Origin of the sequence: Exiguobacterium sp. s46 (assembly GCF_018618875.1) — a bacterium.
Classification (GTDB): Bacteria; Bacillota; Bacilli; order Exiguobacteriales; family Exiguobacteriaceae; genus Exiguobacterium_A; species Exiguobacterium_A abrahamii.
In genome coordinates this window covers 218931-238756 of sequence record NZ_JACSMY010000001.1, presented here as the reverse complement: position 1 = coordinate 238756, position 19826 = coordinate 218931, and the positions used below count along the sequence as shown (strand labels likewise).

General features: G+C 46.4%; 27 protein-coding genes. 5 read left to right on the top strand and 22 right to left on the bottom strand.

Translation table 11 applies throughout. The features are described from left to right. Positions 1–8: 8 nt before the first annotated feature. Positions 9–941 (top strand): DUF1385 domain-containing protein, encoded by a 933-nt coding sequence (locus tag KNQ08_RS01240; protein WP_133207977.1) that lies wholly within the window; start codon positions 9–11, stop codon positions 939–941. A 20-nt stretch (positions 942–961) separates the two neighbouring features. Next, positions 962–1363, top strand: a complete 402-nt coding sequence (locus KNQ08_RS01235) for an SA1362 family protein (RefSeq protein WP_023467573.1) — start codon at positions 962–964, stop codon at positions 1361–1363. A 57-nt stretch (positions 1364–1420) separates the two neighbouring features. Here KNQ08_RS01235 and hpt read toward each other — a convergent pair whose 3' ends face one another. From hpt to KNQ08_RS01220, 3 genes are all read right to left on the bottom strand, one after another. Continuing rightward, positions 1421–1948 (bottom strand): hypoxanthine phosphoribosyltransferase, encoded by a 528-nt coding sequence (gene hpt / locus KNQ08_RS01230; protein ID WP_064300287.1) that lies wholly within the window; start codon positions 1946–1948, stop codon positions 1421–1423. A gap of 148 nt (positions 1949–2096) precedes the next feature. Then, positions 2097–2519 carry a transcriptional regulator MntR gene (gene mntR, locus KNQ08_RS01225; RefSeq protein ID WP_035398709.1) on the bottom strand — a complete coding sequence of 141 codons (423 nt, stop codon included), beginning with the start codon at positions 2517–2519 and terminating at the stop codon, positions 2097–2099. Between the two features lie 24 nt (positions 2520–2543). After that, a complete protein-coding gene (locus KNQ08_RS01220; protein ID WP_214769085.1) occupies positions 2544–3374 on the bottom strand; it encodes a lipoate--protein ligase family protein in 831 nt (276 codons plus the stop codon). Between the two features lie 138 nt (positions 3375–3512). Here KNQ08_RS01220 and KNQ08_RS01215 point away from each other — a divergent pair, with 138 nt between their 5' ends. Further along, positions 3513–3893, top strand: a complete 381-nt coding sequence (locus KNQ08_RS01215) for a rhodanese-like domain-containing protein (RefSeq protein WP_023467569.1) — start codon at positions 3513–3515, stop codon at positions 3891–3893. A 66-nt stretch (positions 3894–3959) separates the two neighbouring features. Here KNQ08_RS01215 and gcvPB read toward each other — a convergent pair whose 3' ends face one another. The 13 genes from gcvPB to KNQ08_RS01150 all read right to left on the bottom strand — a co-directional run bounded on the left by gcvPB (position 3960) and on the right by KNQ08_RS01150 (position 12764). Beyond that, complete coding sequence (gcvPB, locus tag KNQ08_RS01210) at positions 3960–5429, bottom strand: aminomethyl-transferring glycine dehydrogenase subunit GcvPB (protein WP_214769083.1); 1470 nt, start codon at positions 5427–5429, stop codon at positions 3960–3962. Further along, complete coding sequence (gene gcvPA / locus KNQ08_RS01205) at positions 5422–6768, bottom strand: aminomethyl-transferring glycine dehydrogenase subunit GcvPA (protein ID WP_023467567.1); 1347 nt, start codon at positions 6766–6768, stop codon at positions 5422–5424. Before gcvPA ends, gcvPB begins: the two co-directional genes overlap by 8 nt. A 13-nt stretch (positions 6769–6781) precedes the next feature. Beyond that, entirely contained in the window at positions 6782–7864 is a 1083-nt protein-coding gene (gcvT, locus tag KNQ08_RS01200; RefSeq protein ID WP_214804411.1) for a glycine cleavage system aminomethyltransferase GcvT, read from the bottom strand. A 184-nt stretch (positions 7865–8048) separates the two neighbouring features. Continuing rightward, on the bottom strand, positions 8049–8363 hold the full coding sequence (locus KNQ08_RS01195) for a hypothetical protein (RefSeq protein WP_149426970.1): 315 nt from the start codon (positions 8361–8363) through the stop codon (positions 8049–8051). Further along, the gene (locus KNQ08_RS01190; protein ID WP_214769076.1) at positions 8360–8845 is read right to left on the bottom strand and encodes a shikimate kinase; all 486 of its coding nucleotides are present in this window, start codon (positions 8843–8845) and stop codon (positions 8360–8362) included. Before KNQ08_RS01190 ends, KNQ08_RS01195 begins: the two co-directional genes overlap by 4 nt. Beyond that, positions 8838–9110, bottom strand: coding sequence for a hypothetical protein (locus tag KNQ08_RS01185; protein ID WP_231884698.1), 273 nt, complete (start codon positions 9108–9110; stop codon positions 8838–8840). Before KNQ08_RS01185 ends, KNQ08_RS01190 begins: the two co-directional genes overlap by 8 nt. Then, positions 9107–9502, bottom strand: a complete 396-nt coding sequence (locus KNQ08_RS01180; RefSeq protein ID WP_230088813.1) for a hypothetical protein — start codon at positions 9500–9502, stop codon at positions 9107–9109. The genes KNQ08_RS01185 and KNQ08_RS01180 overlap by 4 nt, the downstream gene beginning before the upstream one ends. Further along, positions 9393–9752, bottom strand: a complete 360-nt coding sequence (locus KNQ08_RS01175) for a type II secretion system protein (protein ID WP_064300292.1) — start codon at positions 9750–9752, stop codon at positions 9393–9395. The genes KNQ08_RS01180 and KNQ08_RS01175 overlap by 110 nt, the downstream gene beginning before the upstream one ends. A 5-nt stretch (positions 9753–9757) precedes the next feature. Continuing rightward, complete coding sequence (locus KNQ08_RS01170) at positions 9758–10219, bottom strand: type II secretion system protein (RefSeq protein ID WP_149426968.1); 462 nt, start codon at positions 10217–10219, stop codon at positions 9758–9760. Beyond that, positions 10188–10499 (bottom strand): competence type IV pilus major pilin ComGC, encoded by a 312-nt coding sequence (locus tag KNQ08_RS01165; protein ID WP_023467559.1) that lies wholly within the window; start codon positions 10497–10499, stop codon positions 10188–10190. The genes KNQ08_RS01170 and KNQ08_RS01165 overlap by 32 nt, the downstream gene beginning before the upstream one ends. A gap of 17 nt (positions 10500–10516) precedes the next feature. After that, positions 10517–11458 (bottom strand): type II secretion system F family protein, encoded by a 942-nt coding sequence (locus tag KNQ08_RS01160; protein ID WP_244290104.1) that lies wholly within the window; start codon positions 11456–11458, stop codon positions 10517–10519. Between the two features lie 14 nt (positions 11459–11472). Next, complete coding sequence (locus KNQ08_RS01155; RefSeq protein ID WP_149426967.1) at positions 11473–12315, bottom strand: ATPase, T2SS/T4P/T4SS family; 843 nt, start codon at positions 12313–12315, stop codon at positions 11473–11475. Positions 12316–12377: 62 nt separating this feature from the next. Beyond that, the gene (locus KNQ08_RS01150) at positions 12378–12764 is read right to left on the bottom strand and encodes a Spx/MgsR family RNA polymerase-binding regulatory protein (protein ID WP_023467556.1); all 387 of its coding nucleotides are present in this window, start codon (positions 12762–12764) and stop codon (positions 12378–12380) included. A 224-nt stretch (positions 12765–12988) separates the two neighbouring features. On the opposite strand from KNQ08_RS01150, the gene KNQ08_RS01145 reads away from it, so the two are divergent. Further along, positions 12989–13252: a DUF2626 family protein gene (locus tag KNQ08_RS01145; RefSeq protein WP_023467555.1), complete on the top strand. Its 264-nt coding sequence runs from the start codon at positions 12989–12991 to the stop codon at positions 13250–13252. Positions 13253–13294: 42 nt separating this feature from the next. On the opposite strand, the gene KNQ08_RS01140 is transcribed toward KNQ08_RS01145, so the two are convergent. Continuing rightward, entirely contained in the window at positions 13295–13912 is a 618-nt protein-coding gene (locus KNQ08_RS01140) for an MBL fold metallo-hydrolase (RefSeq protein WP_214724463.1), read from the bottom strand. A gap of 168 nt (positions 13913–14080) precedes the next feature. Between KNQ08_RS01140 and KNQ08_RS01135 the strand changes: the two genes are divergently transcribed. Continuing rightward, a complete protein-coding gene (locus KNQ08_RS01135) occupies positions 14081–14260 on the top strand; it encodes a DUF2759 domain-containing protein (protein ID WP_023467553.1) in 180 nt (59 codons plus the stop codon). 363 nt (positions 14261–14623) lie between these two features. On the opposite strand, the gene KNQ08_RS01130 is transcribed toward KNQ08_RS01135, so the two are convergent. The 5 genes from KNQ08_RS01130 to KNQ08_RS01110 form a co-directional block, all read right to left on the bottom strand. After that, a complete protein-coding gene (locus KNQ08_RS01130; RefSeq protein ID WP_023467552.1) occupies positions 14624–16549 on the bottom strand; it encodes an LTA synthase family protein in 1926 nt (641 codons plus the stop codon). 216 nt (positions 16550–16765) lie between these two features. Continuing rightward, positions 16766–17716: an ROK family glucokinase gene (locus KNQ08_RS01125; RefSeq protein WP_149426965.1), complete on the bottom strand. Its 951-nt coding sequence runs from the start codon at positions 17714–17716 to the stop codon at positions 16766–16768. Between the two features lie 83 nt (positions 17717–17799). Then, positions 17800–18003 (bottom strand): YqgQ family protein, encoded by a 204-nt coding sequence (locus KNQ08_RS01120; RefSeq protein WP_023467550.1) that lies wholly within the window; start codon positions 18001–18003, stop codon positions 17800–17802. Then, entirely contained in the window at positions 17987–19024 is a 1038-nt protein-coding gene (locus KNQ08_RS01115) for a M42 family metallopeptidase (RefSeq protein WP_214804409.1), read from the bottom strand. The genes KNQ08_RS01120 and KNQ08_RS01115 overlap by 17 nt, the downstream gene beginning before the upstream one ends. A gap of 160 nt (positions 19025–19184) precedes the next feature. Beyond that, positions 19185–19694 carry a GNAT family N-acetyltransferase gene (locus KNQ08_RS01110; protein ID WP_023467548.1) on the bottom strand — a complete coding sequence of 170 codons (510 nt, stop codon included), beginning with the start codon at positions 19692–19694 and terminating at the stop codon, positions 19185–19187. Between the last annotated feature and the right edge of the window lie 132 nt (positions 19695–19826).

Genomic DNA, 19826 nt, shown 5'->3' with positions numbered 1-19826 from the left:
GTTCTATTATGAAAACGACTAATCCGCCGGTCGGTGGTCAAGCCATCGTCGAAGGCGTCATGTTCCAAAATGCGACCCACGCGGTCTCTGCGATTCGTCGAAATGATGAGTCGATCGAGACGTTCGCCCAACAAAAGCCGGTTCGACCACGAATCGCTAAAGGTAAAAAAATCCCACTTCTGCGTGGCTTGTTTGCTTTAATGGAGTCCTCAGCGAATGGCGCCAGTCATATGAACTTCGCAAGTGACCGATACGGTGTCAAACCTGGTGAAGAAGAGCCGGAAGAAACGACTGCCAGCCCCTTGACGAAATGGCTCGGCGTAGCTGTAGTCGGGATCCTATCATTCTTTTTCGGTAAATTACTCTTTACGTTACTACCTGCTTTCCTTGCATCATTATTCGATGTGATCCCTGCTTTATCGGGACATGTCATTCAAAATGTCATCGAAGCAACAATCAAATTAACGCTTTTGTTCAGTTACCTCTACGTGATTTCATTGACTCCGCTCGTCAAACGACTCTTTCAATATCACGGTGCAGAGCATAAGGTCATCAACTGCGTCGAATCAGGACGCCCACTCACGGTCGAAAACGTTCGCGTCAGCAGTCGTCTTCATTACCGTTGCGGCTCGAGTTTCTTGATCTTCACCGTCATCGTCGGATTTTTCGTCTATCTGATCGTGCCAACGGATCCGCTTTGGTTGCGTCTCGTCTGCCGGATCGCCTTATTACCGGTCGTCATCGGTCTTTCATTTGAAGTGTTACAGCTGACGAATAAAGCGCAGCACATCAAAGGACTTCGCGTCATCGCCTTGCCTGGCCTATGGTTACAATACTTGACGACGAAAGAACCGGACGATGCACAGATCGAGGTTGCGATTTATGCGTTTGAAGCATTGGAAAAACAGGAACATAACCTACATGAGAATGCACTGGGTTAATCGATAACAGGGGTGATATTATGATCAGACAACGCATTGGTTCTACATTTGCACTCGTCGTGTTACTGTTCGCTTTTGTCGGCTTCGGATATAAACTCGTCAATAATCCAAGTAGTCTGTTTTCACAATTGCTGTTCTTCGGGATTACCGCCGGGATCATCTTCTTGCTCTTTAAGTTCCTGACTCGTAATCGAAGCGTCGGAACGGGCGCAAATGCTCAGTACCGAAAATCCGTCGCTCAATCAAAAAAAATGCATGGCTCTTCGAATTCTGTTCGCCGGACAGACTTTAAGAAAAAACCGGTCAAATCCTCAAAAGCGCCGGCATCGAATAAAGTCAGACCGTTGCGCGATCGTTCAAAAGCGCCTCATCTGACAGTTATCGAAGGAAAAAAAGGCAAAAAGAAAAAACGTGCTTTTTAATTTCAGAAGTACATTAAAAAGGAGATTCGTCATGCGACGAACCTCCTTTTTTCGTGTTCAATCCGTTTCGACCCAACCGATATACGGTAGATTGCGATATTCCTCCGCACAATCGATTCCGTACCCAACAACGAAGTAATCCGGAATCTCGAAACCGACATAGTCTGCGTCGAGTTTTACTTCACGACGTGCCGGTTTATCAAGCAATGTACATACTTTGAGAACTCCGGGTTGATGCAATTTCATGTGATCACATAAGAAATGGAGCGTCCTCCCTGTGTCGATGATATCTTCGATGACGACGACATATTTCCCTTGAACATCAAGATCGAGATCTTTCTTCAACTGAACACGCCCGGAAGAGACGGTCTTTGTTCCGTAAGAAGAGCACGCGACTGTATCAATTTGAACGCTTCCTTTGATTTCGCGCATCAAATCCGCAGCAAAGACCATCGACCCTTTCAACACGACGACGAGAACGATTTGACGCCCAGCCGCATCCACTTCGATCTGTTGTGCTAATTCACGAACCTTTTCTTTCAGTTGTGACTCCGACACTAATTTTTCTTTAATCGTGATTTCCATGACAAGGTGCGAACACCCGCCACCCCCTTCGTCCATTTTCAGGCTCAGTATAGCATATCTAACTTAAAATGCGCACTTTATCATAAAAATGTAATGGATCGTTCGTGTTTGAGAACTTTTTTAGCAAGGAACTATAAAAAAACAAGCCTCAATCCTCTGGATGGGCTTGTTGATAGCGATGCAGTTCCTCTTTCAAACCAGGACGTTCCGCAAAGAACTGAATCATTCCGTTAATCTTATCCAACGCTTCGATACTAATATGATGCTCGATTCCTTCGACATCCTTATAAATCAGTTCTTCATCCACACCAACGAGACGAAGAAAATCTTCAAGTAAGGCGTGTCGTTCCACGAGACGCTTTCCGATTTTGCGTCCTTTAGGTGTCAGCATGAGACCCCGATACTTTTCGTAAACAAGGTACGTCTCCCGGTCGAGTTTTTGAACCATCTTCGTTACCGATGACGGGTGAACTCCTAACGACTCCGCTATATCCGATACGCGGGCATATCCCTTATCTTCAATCAGTTTATAAATTTGTTCCAAATAATCTTCCATACTCGGAGTTGGCACGACATCACCTTCCCATTTCATTCATTAGCGTTTCCAGTTCCACTCATCACTACGGTATTTCTCGGCAAGACGCTCAATCTCCTGCCACTGCTCACTCGTGAACGTCAACGGAACGAACGACAAATCAAGCGCCTCTTCGAAGCCTTTCGTGAACGCTTCTCGTACCTCGTCAAATGCGACAGCGCGACCTGCTAGCTCATTTAAAGCGACAGCTTTTCCTGAAAAACGCGCTTTCATTCGCTCGCGCATCGACTCATCATCATACAAGAAACAATCAAACAATTCACCTTCATCGACAGAGAGTGGGACCGAACCGTGCTGTAAGACAACGCCTTGATGGCGGACTTGTGCACTTCCTGCGACTTTCCGTTTTCCGACAGCGAGTTCATAATACGATGCTGCATCAAAACAGACGGCTGATTTCGGCTTCCGTAATTCTTCTTTTTCCTCTTCCGTCAACGGAACGGAAAATTCGACCGGAATGCCGAGGTGATGGTATCCTTTGCGAATCCCTTCCGTCAACATCCGATAACTTTCGATGACCGTGCGTGGTAAACCTTCTGTATCTTCCGGGATGACGACACTGTATGTCAACTCGTCTGCATGCAAGACAGCGCGCCCTCCTGTCATCCGACGCACGATCGGAATCCCGAGTTCTGCAATCCGCTCTCGATCGATATCACGGGTTGCCCGTTGAAAATGACCAACGCTTAATCCACGTGGTTCCCATGAGTAAAAACGAAGCGTCGGTGCGATCTCCCCCCGCCCGACGAACTGAATCAATGCTTCATCGATTGCCATGTTCATTGCCGGCTCCATCGCCGGCGTCGTCAACACTTGCCACTCTCTGTTCACTTGAGCACCCCCAAAACGTTTCCGTCTTAGTGTATCAAACCCATTCTCGGTCGCGCAATCACGAGTCGATTGCCGAAATCGATTTCGTTGACTATAATGAAACAGAGGTTAAACGAACGAAGGGGTTGGAAGTCGAATATGGAAACTGGAACTATCATTACGATCGTATTATGGGTCGCGCTGATCGCCTACATCGCTTGGCGTTTCATGCCGGTCAAAGGCATCACGAAATTGTCGCAAGAAGAATTCCGTGCGAACTACCGTAAAGCACAAATCGTCGATGTTCGCGAAACACAGGAATTCAAAGGTGGACACATCGTCGGTGCCCGTAACATCCCGGTCAGCCAAATGAAGATGCGCTCGAAGGAATTACGAAAAGACATGCCGATTTACTTGTATTGTCAAGGTAGCATGCGTTCTTCACAGGCTGCAAAAGTCTTGAAAAAAGCAGGCTATACGAATCTGTATCAGTTAAAAGGCGGATTCAAGCAGTGGTCAGGAAAAATCAAACGGAGCTAATGCTTCGTTCATCGCAAAAAGAGGATCTCTCCTTCGTCGGAGAGGTCCTCTTTTTTATGAAACAGCTTATGCGTGTACTTCTTGTTTTGGTTCGTAGCGTAAGACTGGTTTTCGAGCAGCAAGTGTCTCGTCCATCCGTTTGACGACCGTCGTGTGTGGTGCGTTCAAGACGACATCCGGTGTCTCTTCGACCTCTTTTGCAATCTGGAGCATCGCATCACAGAAGGCATCGAGTGTTTCTTTCGACTCTGTTTCCGTCGGTTCGATCATGATACACTCCTCGACGTTCAACGGGAAGTAGATCGTTGGTGGATGGTATCCAAAGTCAAGCAGACGTTTAGCGATGTCAAGCGTCCGGACACCTAGTGCTTTTTGACGTTTACCCGACAAGACGAATTCGTGCTTGCAATAGACGTCGTATGGCGCGTCATACGCACCTTTGAGACGAGCCAACATATAGTTCGCATTCAAGACCGCTTCTTTCGAGACGCGAGCAAGACCTGCTCCACCCATCGTCCGAATATAGCTATAGGCACGAACATTGATGCCGAAGTTACCGTAGAATGGTTTGACACGACCGATTGCTTCCGGACGATCGTAGTCGAGGACATAACGCTCTTCCTCTTTGCGGACGATTGGTTTCGGTAAATACGGAATCAAATCTTGTTTGACCCCTACTGGACCCGATCCTGGTCCGCCGCCACCGTGCGGTCCTGTGAACGTCTTATGCAAGTTCAAGTGGACGACATCAAAGCCCATGTCCCCTGGTCGAGCGATGCCCATGATCGCATTCGAGTTCGCACCATCGTAGTACAGTTTTCCGCCTGCCTCATGAACCGCTTTGGCGATTTCGACGATATCCGACTCAAATAAACCGAGCGTGTTTGGATTCGTCAACATGAGTGCCGCTGTATCGTCACCGACTTTTTTCTTTAAGTCCGCTAAATCAACGAGACCACGTTCATCCGATAAGACCGTCACGGTATCAAATCCAGCGACAGATGCCGATGCGGGGTTCGTTCCGTGTGCCGAGTCCGGTACGAGGACTTTCGTCCGTTTAAAGTCACCACGTGCATGATGGTAGGCCTTAATCAACATCAAGCCTGTCCATTCACCGTGTGCTCCCGCCGCCGGCTGAAGCGTCACTTCATCCATTCCTGTGATGACTGCGAGTTTCTCTTGCAGATCATACATCAAACTGAGTGCCCCTTGGACACTTTCGACTGGTTGAAGCGGGTGAATGTGTGCAAACCCAGGGAGGCGTGCCATATCTTCATTGATTTTCGGATTGTATTTCATCGTACATGATCCGAGTGGATAGAATCCAGAATCCACACCATGGTTACGGTTCGAGAGTGCCGTATAGTGACGGACGAGATCCAGTTCAGATACTTCCGGTAGCGCCACGTCTTCCTTCCGTAACATCGAGGTCGGTAACAATTCTTCTACTGCCACCTCATCGACAGTCGGTAACGGTAAGCTATAGGCGATACGACCCGGTTTAGAAATTTCAAAGATCAATGTTTGCTCATTCATGTGTGAGTCCCCCTAACGCTGTCACGAATTGATCCAACTCTTCATTCGTCCGTAATTCCGTTGCACAAACAAGCATTTCATTTTGACGTGCCGCGTCATACGATCCTAACGGTAAACCGCCGATGATTCCGTGATCGAGCAATTGTTGACTCGCACGTGTCGCGTCGATTGGTAGCGTAACGACGAATTCATTGAAGCTCGGTCCATCGTCAACGATCGTAAAGCCAGCCTGTTTCAGCTTTTGTTTTAAGGCATGTGCCGTTTGCAAGTTGCGTGTCGCGAGTTCCCGGATACCCCGTTTTCCGAGTGCACTCATCGCGATCGAAGCAGCGAGTGCATTTAACGCTTGGTTCGAACAGATGTTAGATGTCGCCTTGTCACGGCGAATGTGTTGTTCACGTGCTTGTAACGTCAGAACGAAACCGCGTTTCCCATTCTCATCGACGGTCTGTCCAACGAGACGTCCCGGAATCTTACGCATCAACGCTTTTGTCGTCGTGAAATAACCACATGTCGGTCCACCAAAGCTTTGTGGAATTCCGAACGGTTGGCAATCTCCGATCGTAATGTCAGCGCCAAGTTTACCTGGCGCTTCTAAGATACCGAGTGCCAGTGGATTCGCAGAGACGATGAAGAGCGCACCACGTGCATGTGTCGCATCGGCCAATGCTTGTAGTTCTTCGACACGACCGTAGAAGTTCGGATACTGCACGATGACACAGGCGACGTCTTCGATGGCATCGAGTTGATCGATCCGTGTGACACCTTGCTCAAGCGATAATGTCTCGACGTTTAGTCCTGGACCGTTCGCATACGTCCGAACGACATCGTGTGCTTCCGGGTGAACGCCGTCCGAAAGAACGATCGTCTTTTTCTTCGTATGGGCACACGCAAGCATGGCCGCTTCCGCTAACGCCGTGATCCCGTCATACATCGAAGAATTCGCGACATCCATCCCTGTCAATTCACAAATCATCGATTGGAATTCAAAAATCGCTTGTAGCTCACCTTGCGAAATCTCTGGCTGATATGGTGTATAGGCAGTGTAAAACTCTGAGCGCAGTAACATATGGTTGACGACAGCAGGTGCATAGTGATCATAGATACCTGCGCCAAGGAACGATGGATATTGTTTCGTATTCATGTTTTGGTCGGCAAGCTTCGATAGCGTCCGAATCAAGTCCGTTTCCGGAAGTGGCACACCGACTTCTTCCAATGTACCGTTATCACGGACGGATGCCGGGATATCAGCAAGTAAATCTTCGATCGATGCTGCACCGATCGTCTGTAACATCGCCTGCTCATCTTCTGCTGTCATTGGTAAATAACGAAAATCCATAGAAATATCCCCCTTATTTCGTGCGACGATAAAACGGTGTCGCTGTTCGTTTCGCTGCTAAACGTTTTCCGCGTACTTCCACTTCAAATTGCTCTTGTTCCGCTACTTCTGCAGGAACGAGTGCCCAAGCAATCGCTTTTCCGACTGTCGGCGGCAACGTACCTGTCGTCACCACACCAACGACTTCCCCGTCATGCCAAACCGGTGCATCTTGACGCGCAATCCCTTTATCGAGTAATTCAAGACCGATCAAGCGTCGCGGTGCTCCTTGTTCTTTCTGTTGCAACAAGACCTCTGAACCGACGAACGGTTTGACTTGTGGTTTGACCGCAAAGCCCATTCCCGCTTCGATTGGTGAAATCGTTGCTGATAATTCATGTCCGTAAAGTGGAAGACATGCCTCAAAACGTAATGTGTCACGTGCCCCGAGCCCGCATGGTACGACACCTTGCTCAAGCAGTGCTTGCCAGACAGCAGGTGCGTCATCAGCTGCCATGTAGAGTTCGAATCCATCTTCCCCTGTGTACCCACTGCGTGAGACGATCATTTCCACTCCTGCAACCGTCCCCCGTTGGAACTTGAAAAATCCGATCTCTGATAAAGCAAGTGGTGTCATGCCGGAAAGGATGGCTTCCGCACGTGGTCCTTGGACCGCAATTTGACCATATTGTTCCGATTGATTCTCAAGCGTGACGTCCCCTGTTAGATAGTGACGTAAATGTTGTTCGTCTTTTTCAATGTTCGAAGCATTGACGACGAGAAGATAGTCCGTTTCTGCCAAACGATAGACGAGTAAATCATCCACTGTCCCACCGTCTTCTTGGCATAAGACGTTATATTGCGCTTGCCCCACCGCAATCTTCGAAATATCGTTCGATAATGTAGCTTGTAAAAACGTCAGAGCATCCGGTCCGCTGACGAACAGTTCTCCCATGTGCGAGACATCGAACATGCCGACGTTCTCCCTTACTGCAACGTGTTCTTCTTTAATCGAGGAAAACAAAACTGGCATTTCAAATCCCGCAAAATCCACCATCTTACCGGTTTGCGAAACCGTTTCGAATAACGGTGTTCTTTTCAATGTCGTTTGACTCATACAAATCCCCCTATTTACGAACGTTTTCACTCTCTCTTCTCTTTAATGTTCCATTTTCAAATCCATCTTACCAATTAAAATCATAATTATCTAGTATTATTCGGAAAAAGGAACATACGAAAAAGAGAGAAAGGACCCTGTCCCTTCTCTCCTATTGTTTCATATTCTTCCCATGAAAGCCATTTCAAAATTGTTTGATTCCGGCAGTTCGTTTGATTTCCTCCTGGAGTCGACGACCTTCCGTCACCAATTGGCTCGCTCCTTGCTTCACACGATTTCCTTCTTCAGTGATTCGATTGATATTCCCTTTGATTTGATCGATTCGCTGCGTCGTATGATCAATGTTCGTCTGCAAGGTTTGCTGACGAATCGTAAAGCGCTCCATCAGTTGTTTTAACTGCCGAATATCCTGAGACAGCTTCTTTTTGTAAAGACTGAATCCGAACAACACGAGTCCTATGATAGCCAATAAAATAATACTTAACGTAATCCAAATCATGACTTCTCCTCCAATACAGTTTCAATCGCACGCGTTAATTCTTCGATTGATGCCGTTCCTTCAAGTCGGACAGTAGCTACTCCAGCATATAAGGAATAGCGACGTTCAAACAATCGTCTCACTTGTTCCCGTTCTGTCACGAGTGGACGATTCGGATCAGCGGCGATACGTTCCCAAATCAAATCAAAGGGTGTATCGATCCAGACGACTGTTCCGGACTCCTGCATGTACAGTCGGTTCTCTTCTCGTTCGACGATCCCGCCACCTGTGACGATTACTTCCGCATTGCTACTCTTCAACAATTCGCTTTCATGTGTACGAAACCCTGCTTCGCCATGCTCAGCGAAAAAAGCGGTAATCGTTTGTCCATGTTCCTGTTCGAACCGTTCATCCAGTTCGTCGACCTCGTATTGTGAACCCAATCGATGTCCGACGGCTGTTTTACCAGTTCCCATAAACCCAATCAAATAAACCTTACTCATGTGTGACGACCGCCTCGATTCTTTGACCATTCTCTAATCTCGCTTCCATTTTAAAGCCTTTATCGGTCGCTGTACAGCTGACTTGTCCGATTGGGTAGTGGAGGGTCTCGTCCTTCGTACAATCTGCTTTCGCCGCTCGGATGAGAGACTCGAGTTGAAGGGCTTCTTGCTCTAACTGATGATGCCGCATCTCTTCGTCAATTTGCTGACAAGAAATCAAGAGCACGACTCCCATTCCTAGAAGTAACAGTAACGTTTGAATCAAGATGAATCCTTCCTGACGCATCGGAAGGAACGTCTGCTGTCGTTCAACTGAATCGAGAGAATCTCGGCATCCCCTGTCACGGTATAGTGTTTGACGTCGCGGGCGTATGTCAGTTCACCTCCCTGTTCTTTCTTGAGACGTAGTTGATCTTGCACACGGACGAGACGCCACTTTTCAGCCGTCTCTCCCGGATTGACGTCCATTCCACGAATCTCGTCTCCGACGCGCTCACACATCGTACTACGCCACATCAGTCGTTCCACGGTATGAAAGAACAATTCTTCATTCATTCGGTTGACTTCCGGCGGACGAACGAGTGGGGTCAATGTCAAGATTGCCAGCAGAAGAAGTGGGCTCAGCCATAGGACGAATGAGAGTTCGAGAAGGGTCATTCCGGATTCCGCTCGCAAGACACATCGTTTCATTGCACCACGCTCCTTGTTTCAGGACATAGGACGCTGTTCGGTTTTCAACTTGATCCGTAGCCATCTGCTCAAGCTGTTCCGTCTCTTGTTCCCATTTCATTTGTTTCGTCCGTAAATCGAGATAAGGATCAATCGCTAACATCATAAAGATACCGATTGCAACGATCGAGAGCATCACTTCAAGCAAAGAGAAGCCCGCTTGGCGTTCGTTCTGCATACTTCTCACCTCACTTTACGGATTGCCATTTGATAGTTCCCAAGTAAGAATTTGATTTCATATTCGGCTGTTGCCGAACGGCAAGACCAAGTCGCTGCATAAATCGAGTGATAGCTTTTAAAATAGATGATGCGATTCGAGGGTGGAACGGTACACGTATGACCATTTTGGAATGTCCGTTGCCATAACAACCGGTCATCCGCAAGGACAAGGTATCCTGTACCGTCTCCTCGAAATCGAAACTGCATCAATGATTGATCTTGCTTTGAGTACTGCATCAGTCGAAGTGTCTGAATATCTTGTTCCATCAGACGAACCTCTTGTTCAAGCGGAATCCAGTCCGGTCGTTTCTCAAACAGTGCCGGTAATAAAAAAACAAGTAAACAAGCAATGATTGTCAGCACCGCCGTCATCTCAAATAAGGTAAATCCACGTTCACTTCGTAAGTTCGCCAGTCTTCGGATCATACGTATACGTCTCCTGATCACAGACAAGAGCATTCGGTTTATCAGCTGTTCCGCGATTGATCGTCTGAAGCGATTCTGGGTACTTCTTCTCTTTGGCATAGTAAAGGTTTACTTCTGACCGAATGACTCGAATGTTCGCCTCACAACTGACACCTTTCGCCTGGTCCTTTCCACTTGTCATCGTTGGAATCAAAACGAGCAGTAATAACGAAATGATCAATAAGACGGCTGCCATCTCAAGTAAGGTGAATCCATCCTGTCGCTTTAAGAATTGTTTCATCGTATCGTCTCCTCTGTTTAGAATGGAAGCTGCTGTATCGCTAGCTGTATCGGATAATACAAGATGAGAAACAACGTTCCCGTCATGATCGTCAATCCACCGTACAAAATCGGCTCGATCCATAACAACTTTTTCTCTAGTTCCTCTTCCATCGACTCATGTAAGAGTGTCGCTTGTTCAAGCAACAACGGTCCAAGATCGCCACTTTCCCGTGCCAAATGGACGATTCCAATCGTCTCGGCTTCGACGATCTCATCTTCGCCAAGCGCTTCTGCAAGTGGTTCCCCTGCCTGTTGTTTAGCATGTAGACGAGCATAGAGATGCCCTTTTTTATTCGCTTGTCCTTGCTCTAGATGGCGAAAGGTCTCTTCGAGTGAGAAGCCAGCATCGATGAATGATCCTACTTCGATCGTGAATAAATAGCTGTAGTAGAGGCGAATCAAACGCTGTAGCGGTTTCAGTCGTAAAACACGGTTTAACGGAAAGAAGCGAAAAAAGAGGTACCCGGAGGTCAACAAAATAACGGGAATACTTGCGAGCAGATATTTCGCAGAGGGGTGAAGAAGGAGATGCAGAAATGAGGGGAGAGTCTTCGGGTCCGACATCTCGAGGAGAGACGGAAATACGTAGAGGGCGTAAAAGAAGAACAGAAGGAATAGACTGGTCGCTAGAACAAGCGGATACCGAATCATCTTCCAAAACTTCGATCGCATTTCTGTTTCGAGGTCGAGCAGTTTCACGATTTGGCGAAGAACGAGCAATGGTCGCTCTGTCCTTTCTCCAACGAAAAGAAGTCGTTTTAAGGTATTCGTTAACGCAAGCGGTTCAAGCGATGCTGCAAAGGAGTCTCCTTTCTCAAGACGTTGTTCCATTTCTCCGACTACTTCCGCGAACGGCTGACGCTCGAATCGTTTTAAAATGAGTAACGTCTCTTTCGCGGAAATGCCTTTTGATAACAAACGGTGATATCGTTTTAAGAACCGACTTTGATCGCGGCTTGTAAGTTTCTGACGGTACAGCGGACATCCTCTCCTTTTCGCTCGAGATGAATGATACGTTGACAGACAGCTAGTTCTGACTCTTCGATCCCTAAACTGCGCAATCGCAATCGCGCCTCATCAATACTTCCAGCGTGTAATGTAAATAACACGACGTGACCACTAAGTGCGGCATTCATCGTCAAACGTGCTGCCTCTCTCGTCCGCACCTCACCAAAAGCAATCCAATCCGGATCCGCTCGCAATATTTCCTCAAAACATCGCGTAGCAGTGAAGCCTGCTTTTTCATTTAGTTCCAGTTGCAAGACGTTTGGTACCGTACACTCCACCGGATCTTCAATCGAGATGATTCGCTTTTCTTCCATCGCACTCATCAAGGAATATAACATCGTCGTCTTTCCTGCACCTGTCGATCCAGAAATGACGATACACCCGTGTCGTTGTTCAGCTAACCAAGCAAAGTCCAATTGATCGTGTAACGTTCGTAAAGCCGTTTCTTGAGAGACCGTCGAACGATAAAATCGCCACGACATCGCATCCCCTTGTCGACTCGGCAACAACGAGACACGCATTCCCTTTTTCCCGTGCGGATACAAACCACTTTGCGGAATCCGCTCATTTTGTTCCTTTAAGTTCGCCTCATAGCGAACATGACTGACAAGCGTTCGATAACGCGTCAATTCCACCTCTTCTTGTTCACACAAACCGTCACCCGTTCGACAAACGATTCGGACGCAAGCTTCATTCGGTACGAAATGAACATCTGTTGCACCAAGTGATTCGAATCGTTCCATGAGTTGTGTCGTCCATTCCTTCATTTCTCTTCACCTCCCTACCGCAAACAATACACAAAAAAAAGAAGCCGACCAAACCGGCTTCTTTACGATACGTGTGCGATTGTCCGATGTTTACGCTTCGCCAATGTCTCAAGACCTGGTTTATCGTATCCGATAACAAGTTGTTTTCCATCAGTGATGATTGGGCGGCGTAATAATTTCGGATTGTCACTCATGAGGCGTAATAACTCACTGAGTTTCATGTCTTCAATATCAATGCCGAGATCCTTGAAGGCTTGACTGCGTGTTGCGAGCAAACTTTCAATCCCATCCGTCGATAATTTCAACAGTTCCATGAGTTCATCAACTGTTGGAGCATTTCTGAACAGATGACGTTCCTCTACATCAACATGTTCCTCTTTTAACCATGATTTCGTTTTACGACATGATGTACAGCTTGGGTATGTGAAAAAGACTAACTCATTCGTCATTTTTGCTCCTCCTCTCAAAGTGTGGGGTTTCATTACAGTTACTATAGCACGTCAATTTGACTTTGTACACCTTTTGTACAACTATTGTACAACTTTTTTTGAAACTTCATCTTTTGTTCACAGTTATTCCTTAACAATCACTAGAACAGGATGGACGGATGATTGTTTGCTTGGTAAAATAAGTACGTATATTGACTATCTGTCGGATTTAGGGGGTTATAGGAATGGGGAGAATGTACCGCGTACTCGGTTTCTGGACTGGTATCATCGCAGTCATGGCATTTATCGGCGCATTGGGTGGCGATGCAAGCTCAAGTGAGCATACGGATTCATTTTTAGTCATGGGCTTCGTCTTCTTAGCACAAACTGTATTTTTTGCAGCGCTCGGTTACTTGCGCTTAACTGAAAAAACGTATGTCTATATCTTTGGAGCTTACTTAACTGTATTTTTCATCGTCTTTACGTACTGGTCGAACTTCCAGATGTAATGAAAAAAACTCGTCATCCTTTTGGATGGCGAGTTTTTTTAGTCAGAGGAATGGATTCGATTTCATTTCTTGACGAATCGTCGTACTCGGACCATGCCCTGGATAAACCGTCGTATCTGCCGGTAGTTCCGCGATGAGTCGATCCAGTGAACGCATCAATACGTCTTGATCCCCACCGTGTAGATCCGTTCGTCCGACGCCTTGCTGGAACAGGAGATCTCCACCGAACGCGATCCGTTCTCCTTTAAAGTAGAACGTCACACTTCCTGGTGAGTGTCCTGGCGTCTCAAGTACATGCATCGAAAAGCTACCGATCGTCAATCGTCCTGGTTGCAACAAATGATCCGCTGGTTTCATCCGCATCGGTGGCATTCCAAATTTTGCTGAACCATTCCATTCTGGATTACCGAGCCATCCTGCTTCTTCCGGATGCACGTAGACAGGGGCTTCCGTGAAGCGTCGTAACATATCCACACCACCAATGTGGTCAAAATGCGCATGCGTCAACAAAATCGCTTTTAATGTTGCTCCCCGACTTTCAATCTCATCGAAAAACCGCATATCTTCTGTACCCGGATCAATGAGGAGACATTCCTTATCTTTAAATAACAAATAACCATTCTCAGATGCCATACCGGAAGTGATCATTACGATTTCCATTCTATAAAACCCCTTTACAATAGACTCTTCTCCTACTATACACGAAATTGTCGAAAGTTCCTGCAACGCCCTCTCGACTTTATCCCGCGAGTCGGATAAACTAAAAAGTGAGATTTAAGTGAAATCTTCGTGAAATTCATAACGTGATTGTTTAAGGGGGAGTACGTCATGCATTTGGATCAACCAATCGGTTGGCTTTTCTTCTTCGTCGCACTCGTCGGCGTTTGGGCCGTCGTTCGTTCACTTAAGAAACGCCAAATGTTTCCACTCGTATTCGCAGGTCTGACTGTCGTCTTATTCGGCTGGTTCGGGATTGCGACATTGATTTACGGCGGTATTCCATCGTAATCAAGATACGCTAAAAAGAGGCTGACTCAAAAGTCAGTATCTACAAAGATAAGGGAGGCAGATTGATGATCTGCCTCCCTTATCTCGTAATAAAAAGAATGACGCGTCACACGCCACTCCTACAGGGAAAAGCGCATTTATGCGCTGTCAGAGACGAACAAGACCCGCTTTCCTGCTTAAATGAAGCAGGAAAACTGGCTTGTGTCTCGTCTGAGGAAAGGGCGTGAAAAGATGCGTCATTTTTTGGTGTCAGCCCTTTTGTCTAAAATCTGAAGAGAGATGCCTCACGCATCTCTCTTTTTATTTGCCTTTCTACAAAAAAAAAAAACGAATCCACTCGAAAGTAGATTCGTTTTCCTCATCTTATTTTGAAGTTTGAAGGAAACGGAGCAAGTCACCATAGATGACTTTATCCGAAAGTCCTAACTCCTTCTCGGATTGTTTCGTAGATTGTTTACACATCTCCGCTAACTCTCCATCTTTTACTTCTTCACCTGTCTGACGATCATAACATGTTTCCTGCGTATAGACCGTTTTGTCTGTTATGACGGAACCATCGCGGAACAGCGCATAATCCTTGTGCTGCTTCGAGAAGAGATCGGTACCGAACAATACTTCATTCTTGAAGTCTTGTCCTAACAGATGTAGCAATGTCGGTTTAATGTCGATTTGGCTCGCGACGTCTTCATGTTTCACACCTTTCGTTTGACCCGGTAAATGGATCACGAATGGTACACGTTGCAATTGCGCGACATCATACGGTGTCAACTCATCTTTGTTCATGAGTTCTGCCATCGCAGCATTGTGGTTCGTCGAGATACCATAGTGGTCGCCATAGACCATGAAGATCGTGTCATCCCACGTACCATCTTTTTTCAGACCCTCGATGAATTTACCGAGTGCCATATCTTGATACGCTAGTGCCTGAACATAATGGTTCAACGTCGTAGAACTTGTCTCAAGCGGTGGTACGAGTTCATCTTCTGGTTTTGGCATCTCAAATGGATAGTGGTTCGTCAATGTGATGAACTTCGAATAGAACGGACGTGGTAAATCTTTCAACATCGGCAATGACTGTTCAAAGAATTTATCATCGAGCAAGCCCCACTCCGTCAAATCTGCTGGATCACCTAGGTCATAATCCGTCTCTGAGAAGAAACGATCGACGCCAAAGCTATTGTAGACGATGTCTCGGTTCCAGAACGATTTGTTGTTTGCATGGAAAACAGCTGAATAATAGCCGTCTTCTTTCAACATTTCAGGAGTTGCCCGGAATTCGTTTTCTCCGTTCGTAAAGAATGCTGCACCGCGTCCAAGTGGATAGATCGAGTTTTCGAGAATGAACTCAGCATCTGCCGTTTTCCCTTGTCCTGTGTTGTGATAGAAGTTATCCCATGAATGCGATTCCTTGATCAACTTATTCAGGTTCGGTGTAATCTCTTGTCCGTTTGGTGCTTTTAATCCAACTGCAAAGGATTGTGCCGACTCAAAGGAAACGACGATGACGTTCTTTCCTTTGTACTTTCCGAACATAGCTGGGTTCGGTTCGGCATGTTTTGAATCAATGAAGCTTTGAACTTCCGACAGTTCAGAACTGTCTGCGAGTGCTTTTTGCGCAGATGTCTTCGACTGAATGAGTGCATCATACATATGGAAGTTAAATGTTCCGATGTTTTTAACGAGCAATTCTCGGTCGAAGGCACGTGTGAGCAATTCTGGACGTTCTGTCTCAGCGAGCGTCAAGTTTCCAAGGAAAACGACAACTGCTGCAACGAATGCGAGAATCGCGCGTCCACGTGACGCAACATTTTTTGACATGTCCATTTTCCGTAGGAAGAACGGTAAGATGATCAAGTCTCCGACAATCAATAAATCGGACCAGTTCAAGAGTGACCCGAGCGATGCAGAAACGGTCTCTGCATTCGATGTTTGGAACAATACCGGCAACGTCAGATAGTCATTAAAGAAGCGGAAGAAAATGATGTCCGCATATAAAATGAGTGTCGCGACGAACAATGTACCGTAGATGAACCATTTTTGAACATTTCCCCGGAAGAAGAAGCTGAACCCGAACATGAAGAGCGCTGAACTAATTGGGTTAATTAGTAGAATGAATGCTTGCGCAGAGTTTGTTACGGGAACGTTGAAGAAAAGTGTATACGCTAAATACGTTTTTAACCAAATCAATAAGGTCGCAATCCAAAAGAGCTTATGCTCTTTATAGGTGCTGCGAACGCCTTGACCCATCTTTAGGCGCATTCGCGACCAGATGTTTGCGTCTTGCTGCATAAAAACCTGCCTCCTAATTTACATGTGCTTTCTGCTTTCAGTTCACACAACTTACATCATAATTTACATATACCCATATCACGTGAAAATTTTACGCTTAGTTTTACAAAAATGCAACTGGAATCCGGAAGATACTTAACAATCACATAATTACTGTACGTTTGTAAACAAAAAAAAGATTCGCCGAAGCGAACCTTTTACTGAAATTGAATATTATCATTTTTTGAGAAACATCTGCTTCGCAAGCCATGCACAGCCGATGACTCCGGCATCGTTTCCAAGCTCGGCAATCTTGAACGTCGTCGATCCGAAAACCCGTGGTAAAGCAAAGCGTTCGAACTGTTGACGGAGTGGTGCAAGCAATGTCTCGCCCGCTTTTGAGACACCACCACCGATGACGATGATTTCCGGGTTGATACTGTTCGCTAAGTTGGAGATGGCAAGACCGAGGTGGAACGTCACTTCTTCTACGACTTCCGTTGCGATCCGGTCCCCTTTCTCATACGCTTCGAATACGTCTTTCGCCGTCACTGCCTTGATGTCGTTGAGTAACGTTTCCTTCCCTTTACGCTTCTCAAGACCAAGACGGGCAATCCCTGTTGCTGACGCGATCGTCTCAAGACATCCTTTACGACCACATCCACATAGAACGCCACCTTCAGGCAACATCGTGATATGACCGATTTCTCCAGCCATTCCGACTGTACCATGCACGATTTGTCCGTTCGTGATCAAACCACCACCGACGCCCGTACCGAGTGTGACCGCAAGGAGTTCGGTTGCACCACTACCGGCACCTTTCCACATCTCACCGATTGCCGCTGCGTTCGCATCATTTTCAAGAACAGCCGGTAAACCCGTCAAACGCTCGAATTCACCGATGAGTTCAAAATTACTCCAACCGATATTGACCGCTTTCTCAACGACACCTGTATTGAAATCAATGAATCCCGGCGCACCGATGCCCGCTCCAACGAAATCTTCTGGTCGTTTATTGCTCTCTTGACACTTCTCAAAGAAGGATTTTGCGATATCTCCAGGAATTTGTACGCCATCATTCAAAACGACCGTCTCGATTTCCCACTTTTCTACGATGATCCCTTGCAAATCCAAAATTGCCATCTTGACTGTCGTTCCGCCGATATCAATGCCGAGTAACCATTTCATTGCTTCGTCTCCCCTATACTCATATAATGTCTGCTTCCTCATTTTACCGGACATAACTCGTTTGCGCAAAGGGTTGCACAACCTTAAATGTTATCGGATTGTGAACGCTTTAATTCATGTCGCAAGATTAGTTTTGCTGAATCGTACTGTCGTTGTTCCAAAACGCCTGCTTCTTGTAATTCATCGAGTTCAAGCATCATCATCGCGATATCGGACGCCCGGTCCCCAAGATAGATGAATGTCCCGTATGTCTTGAGTAATTGCTGTACGTCATACAGTGTCTTCATCGACCATCGGCTCCTTTACATAGGCATGTAGCAAATCATATGTCGCTTGTAACGACGTCTCATGCGTACGTTCGTACGAATGACTCGATTCGATTCCCGGACCGAACAATCCGTGCCGGACGTCGTGACCCGCACTTACTGCTGCTGAGGCATCCGAGCTATAGAACGGATAGATATCAACTTTATATGGAATACTATTTCGTTGTGCTAAGCGCGTTAACTGGTGTCGTAAAGCCAAGTCATATGGACCTGAACCATCTTTCGCACAGATCGAGACCGTGAATTCATCCGAATGCTGACCGTCTCCTAGCGCTCCCATGTCGACCGCGATGTATTCTGCGACCTCGTCCGTGAATCCAGCATTCCCACCGAATCCGACTTCTTCGTAATTTGAAATCAGAATCTGGACCGTGTGTGGTAGTTCGATTGTTTTCCATTCCTTGATCAATTCAAGTAACAAAGCAACGGATGCTTTATCATCGAGATGGCGCGACTTCACGAATCCCGTTTCCGTATAGAGGAATCGCGGATCAAACGTTACGATGTCTCCTACTTCAATCCCCGCAACGCGCGTCTCTTCTGCTGTCGTCGAACGAATGTCTAATCGTACTTCGATATTATCAGCGGATCGTTCCGTTTTGTTCGTCTCGCGCGACGTATGAACACTCGAATGATGGAACACGATCGTACCTGAAACCGTTTGACCGTCCATCTTGTGAATGAGACAGTTCTCTCCTTCGATCGCTGTCCAAGCATATCCCCCTAGTTGTGATAAACGAAGTCGTCCTGTTGGTAGAATCTCTTTCACCATCGCTCCTAGTGTGTCGACGTGTGCCGTCAGTAACCGCGTACGCGTTGAAGCACCAGGTAGTGTCGCTAAAATCGCTCCTTTTTTAAGTTTTCGATACGTGATCCCTTCTGCGATCAATCGCTTTTCTACATATGTAATCGCTTCTTTTGTCGAACCTGTTGGACTCGGAATCGAGACAAGCTCTTCAATCGTACGTATGACTTCTTTCATGTTCATTCGCTCCCTTTCAATCGGACTACGACGTGATATCCGCTTTGTTCTCATGATAACAAATATTCATTCTTTGCCGATACTGATATCCTACGGATACCATGCGAAAAAGCTGTAGCACTTTTTTTGCTACAGCTTCTTTCCACACCATCTGAAGAACTTAGACATACTTCTTCATCCAAATATCATCACGATATGTGCCGTCTTCTAATTTTACGGAATCTGGATCTTCGGCATATACTTCAAAACCGAGCGACTCATAAAGATTTTGTGCGGCTTCGTTTCCTGATAAAACGGCAAGAATGACTTGCTCGACGTCCGGTAACTTCTTCGCTTCCTCGATTAAGGCTTCCATTAAAGCGCGACCAGTACCTCCGCGATATTCAGGTGATACGTATACTCCAGAAATCATCGCTTTATGCGATTCACGTGACAATTCATATGGTTTGACCTGACCAAACCCAAACAATGTATCACCGTCGAACATACCAAGCCAAACCTCATCGGAGTCGGGTTCTCCCTCAAGTCCTTCTTGTACTTCGCGGAGCGGGGTTTGCTGTTCATCATCAAACGAATGACCGAATGCATCTGGATGATTTTTTAATCCCTCAAGGCGTAGATTCCAGTATTGTTCTGCATCCTCTTTAGTTAGTTTTCGAAAAGTATACATGACTGTCGGTTCTCTCCTTTTTGGGTATCATGACGTACAAAAAAATGACGTAAAAATGCTTCTATCTCTTACTTAACCCTTTTCTAGTAAAATAAAACCTAGATTTTTTTCTTTTTACTACCGGACGAATAG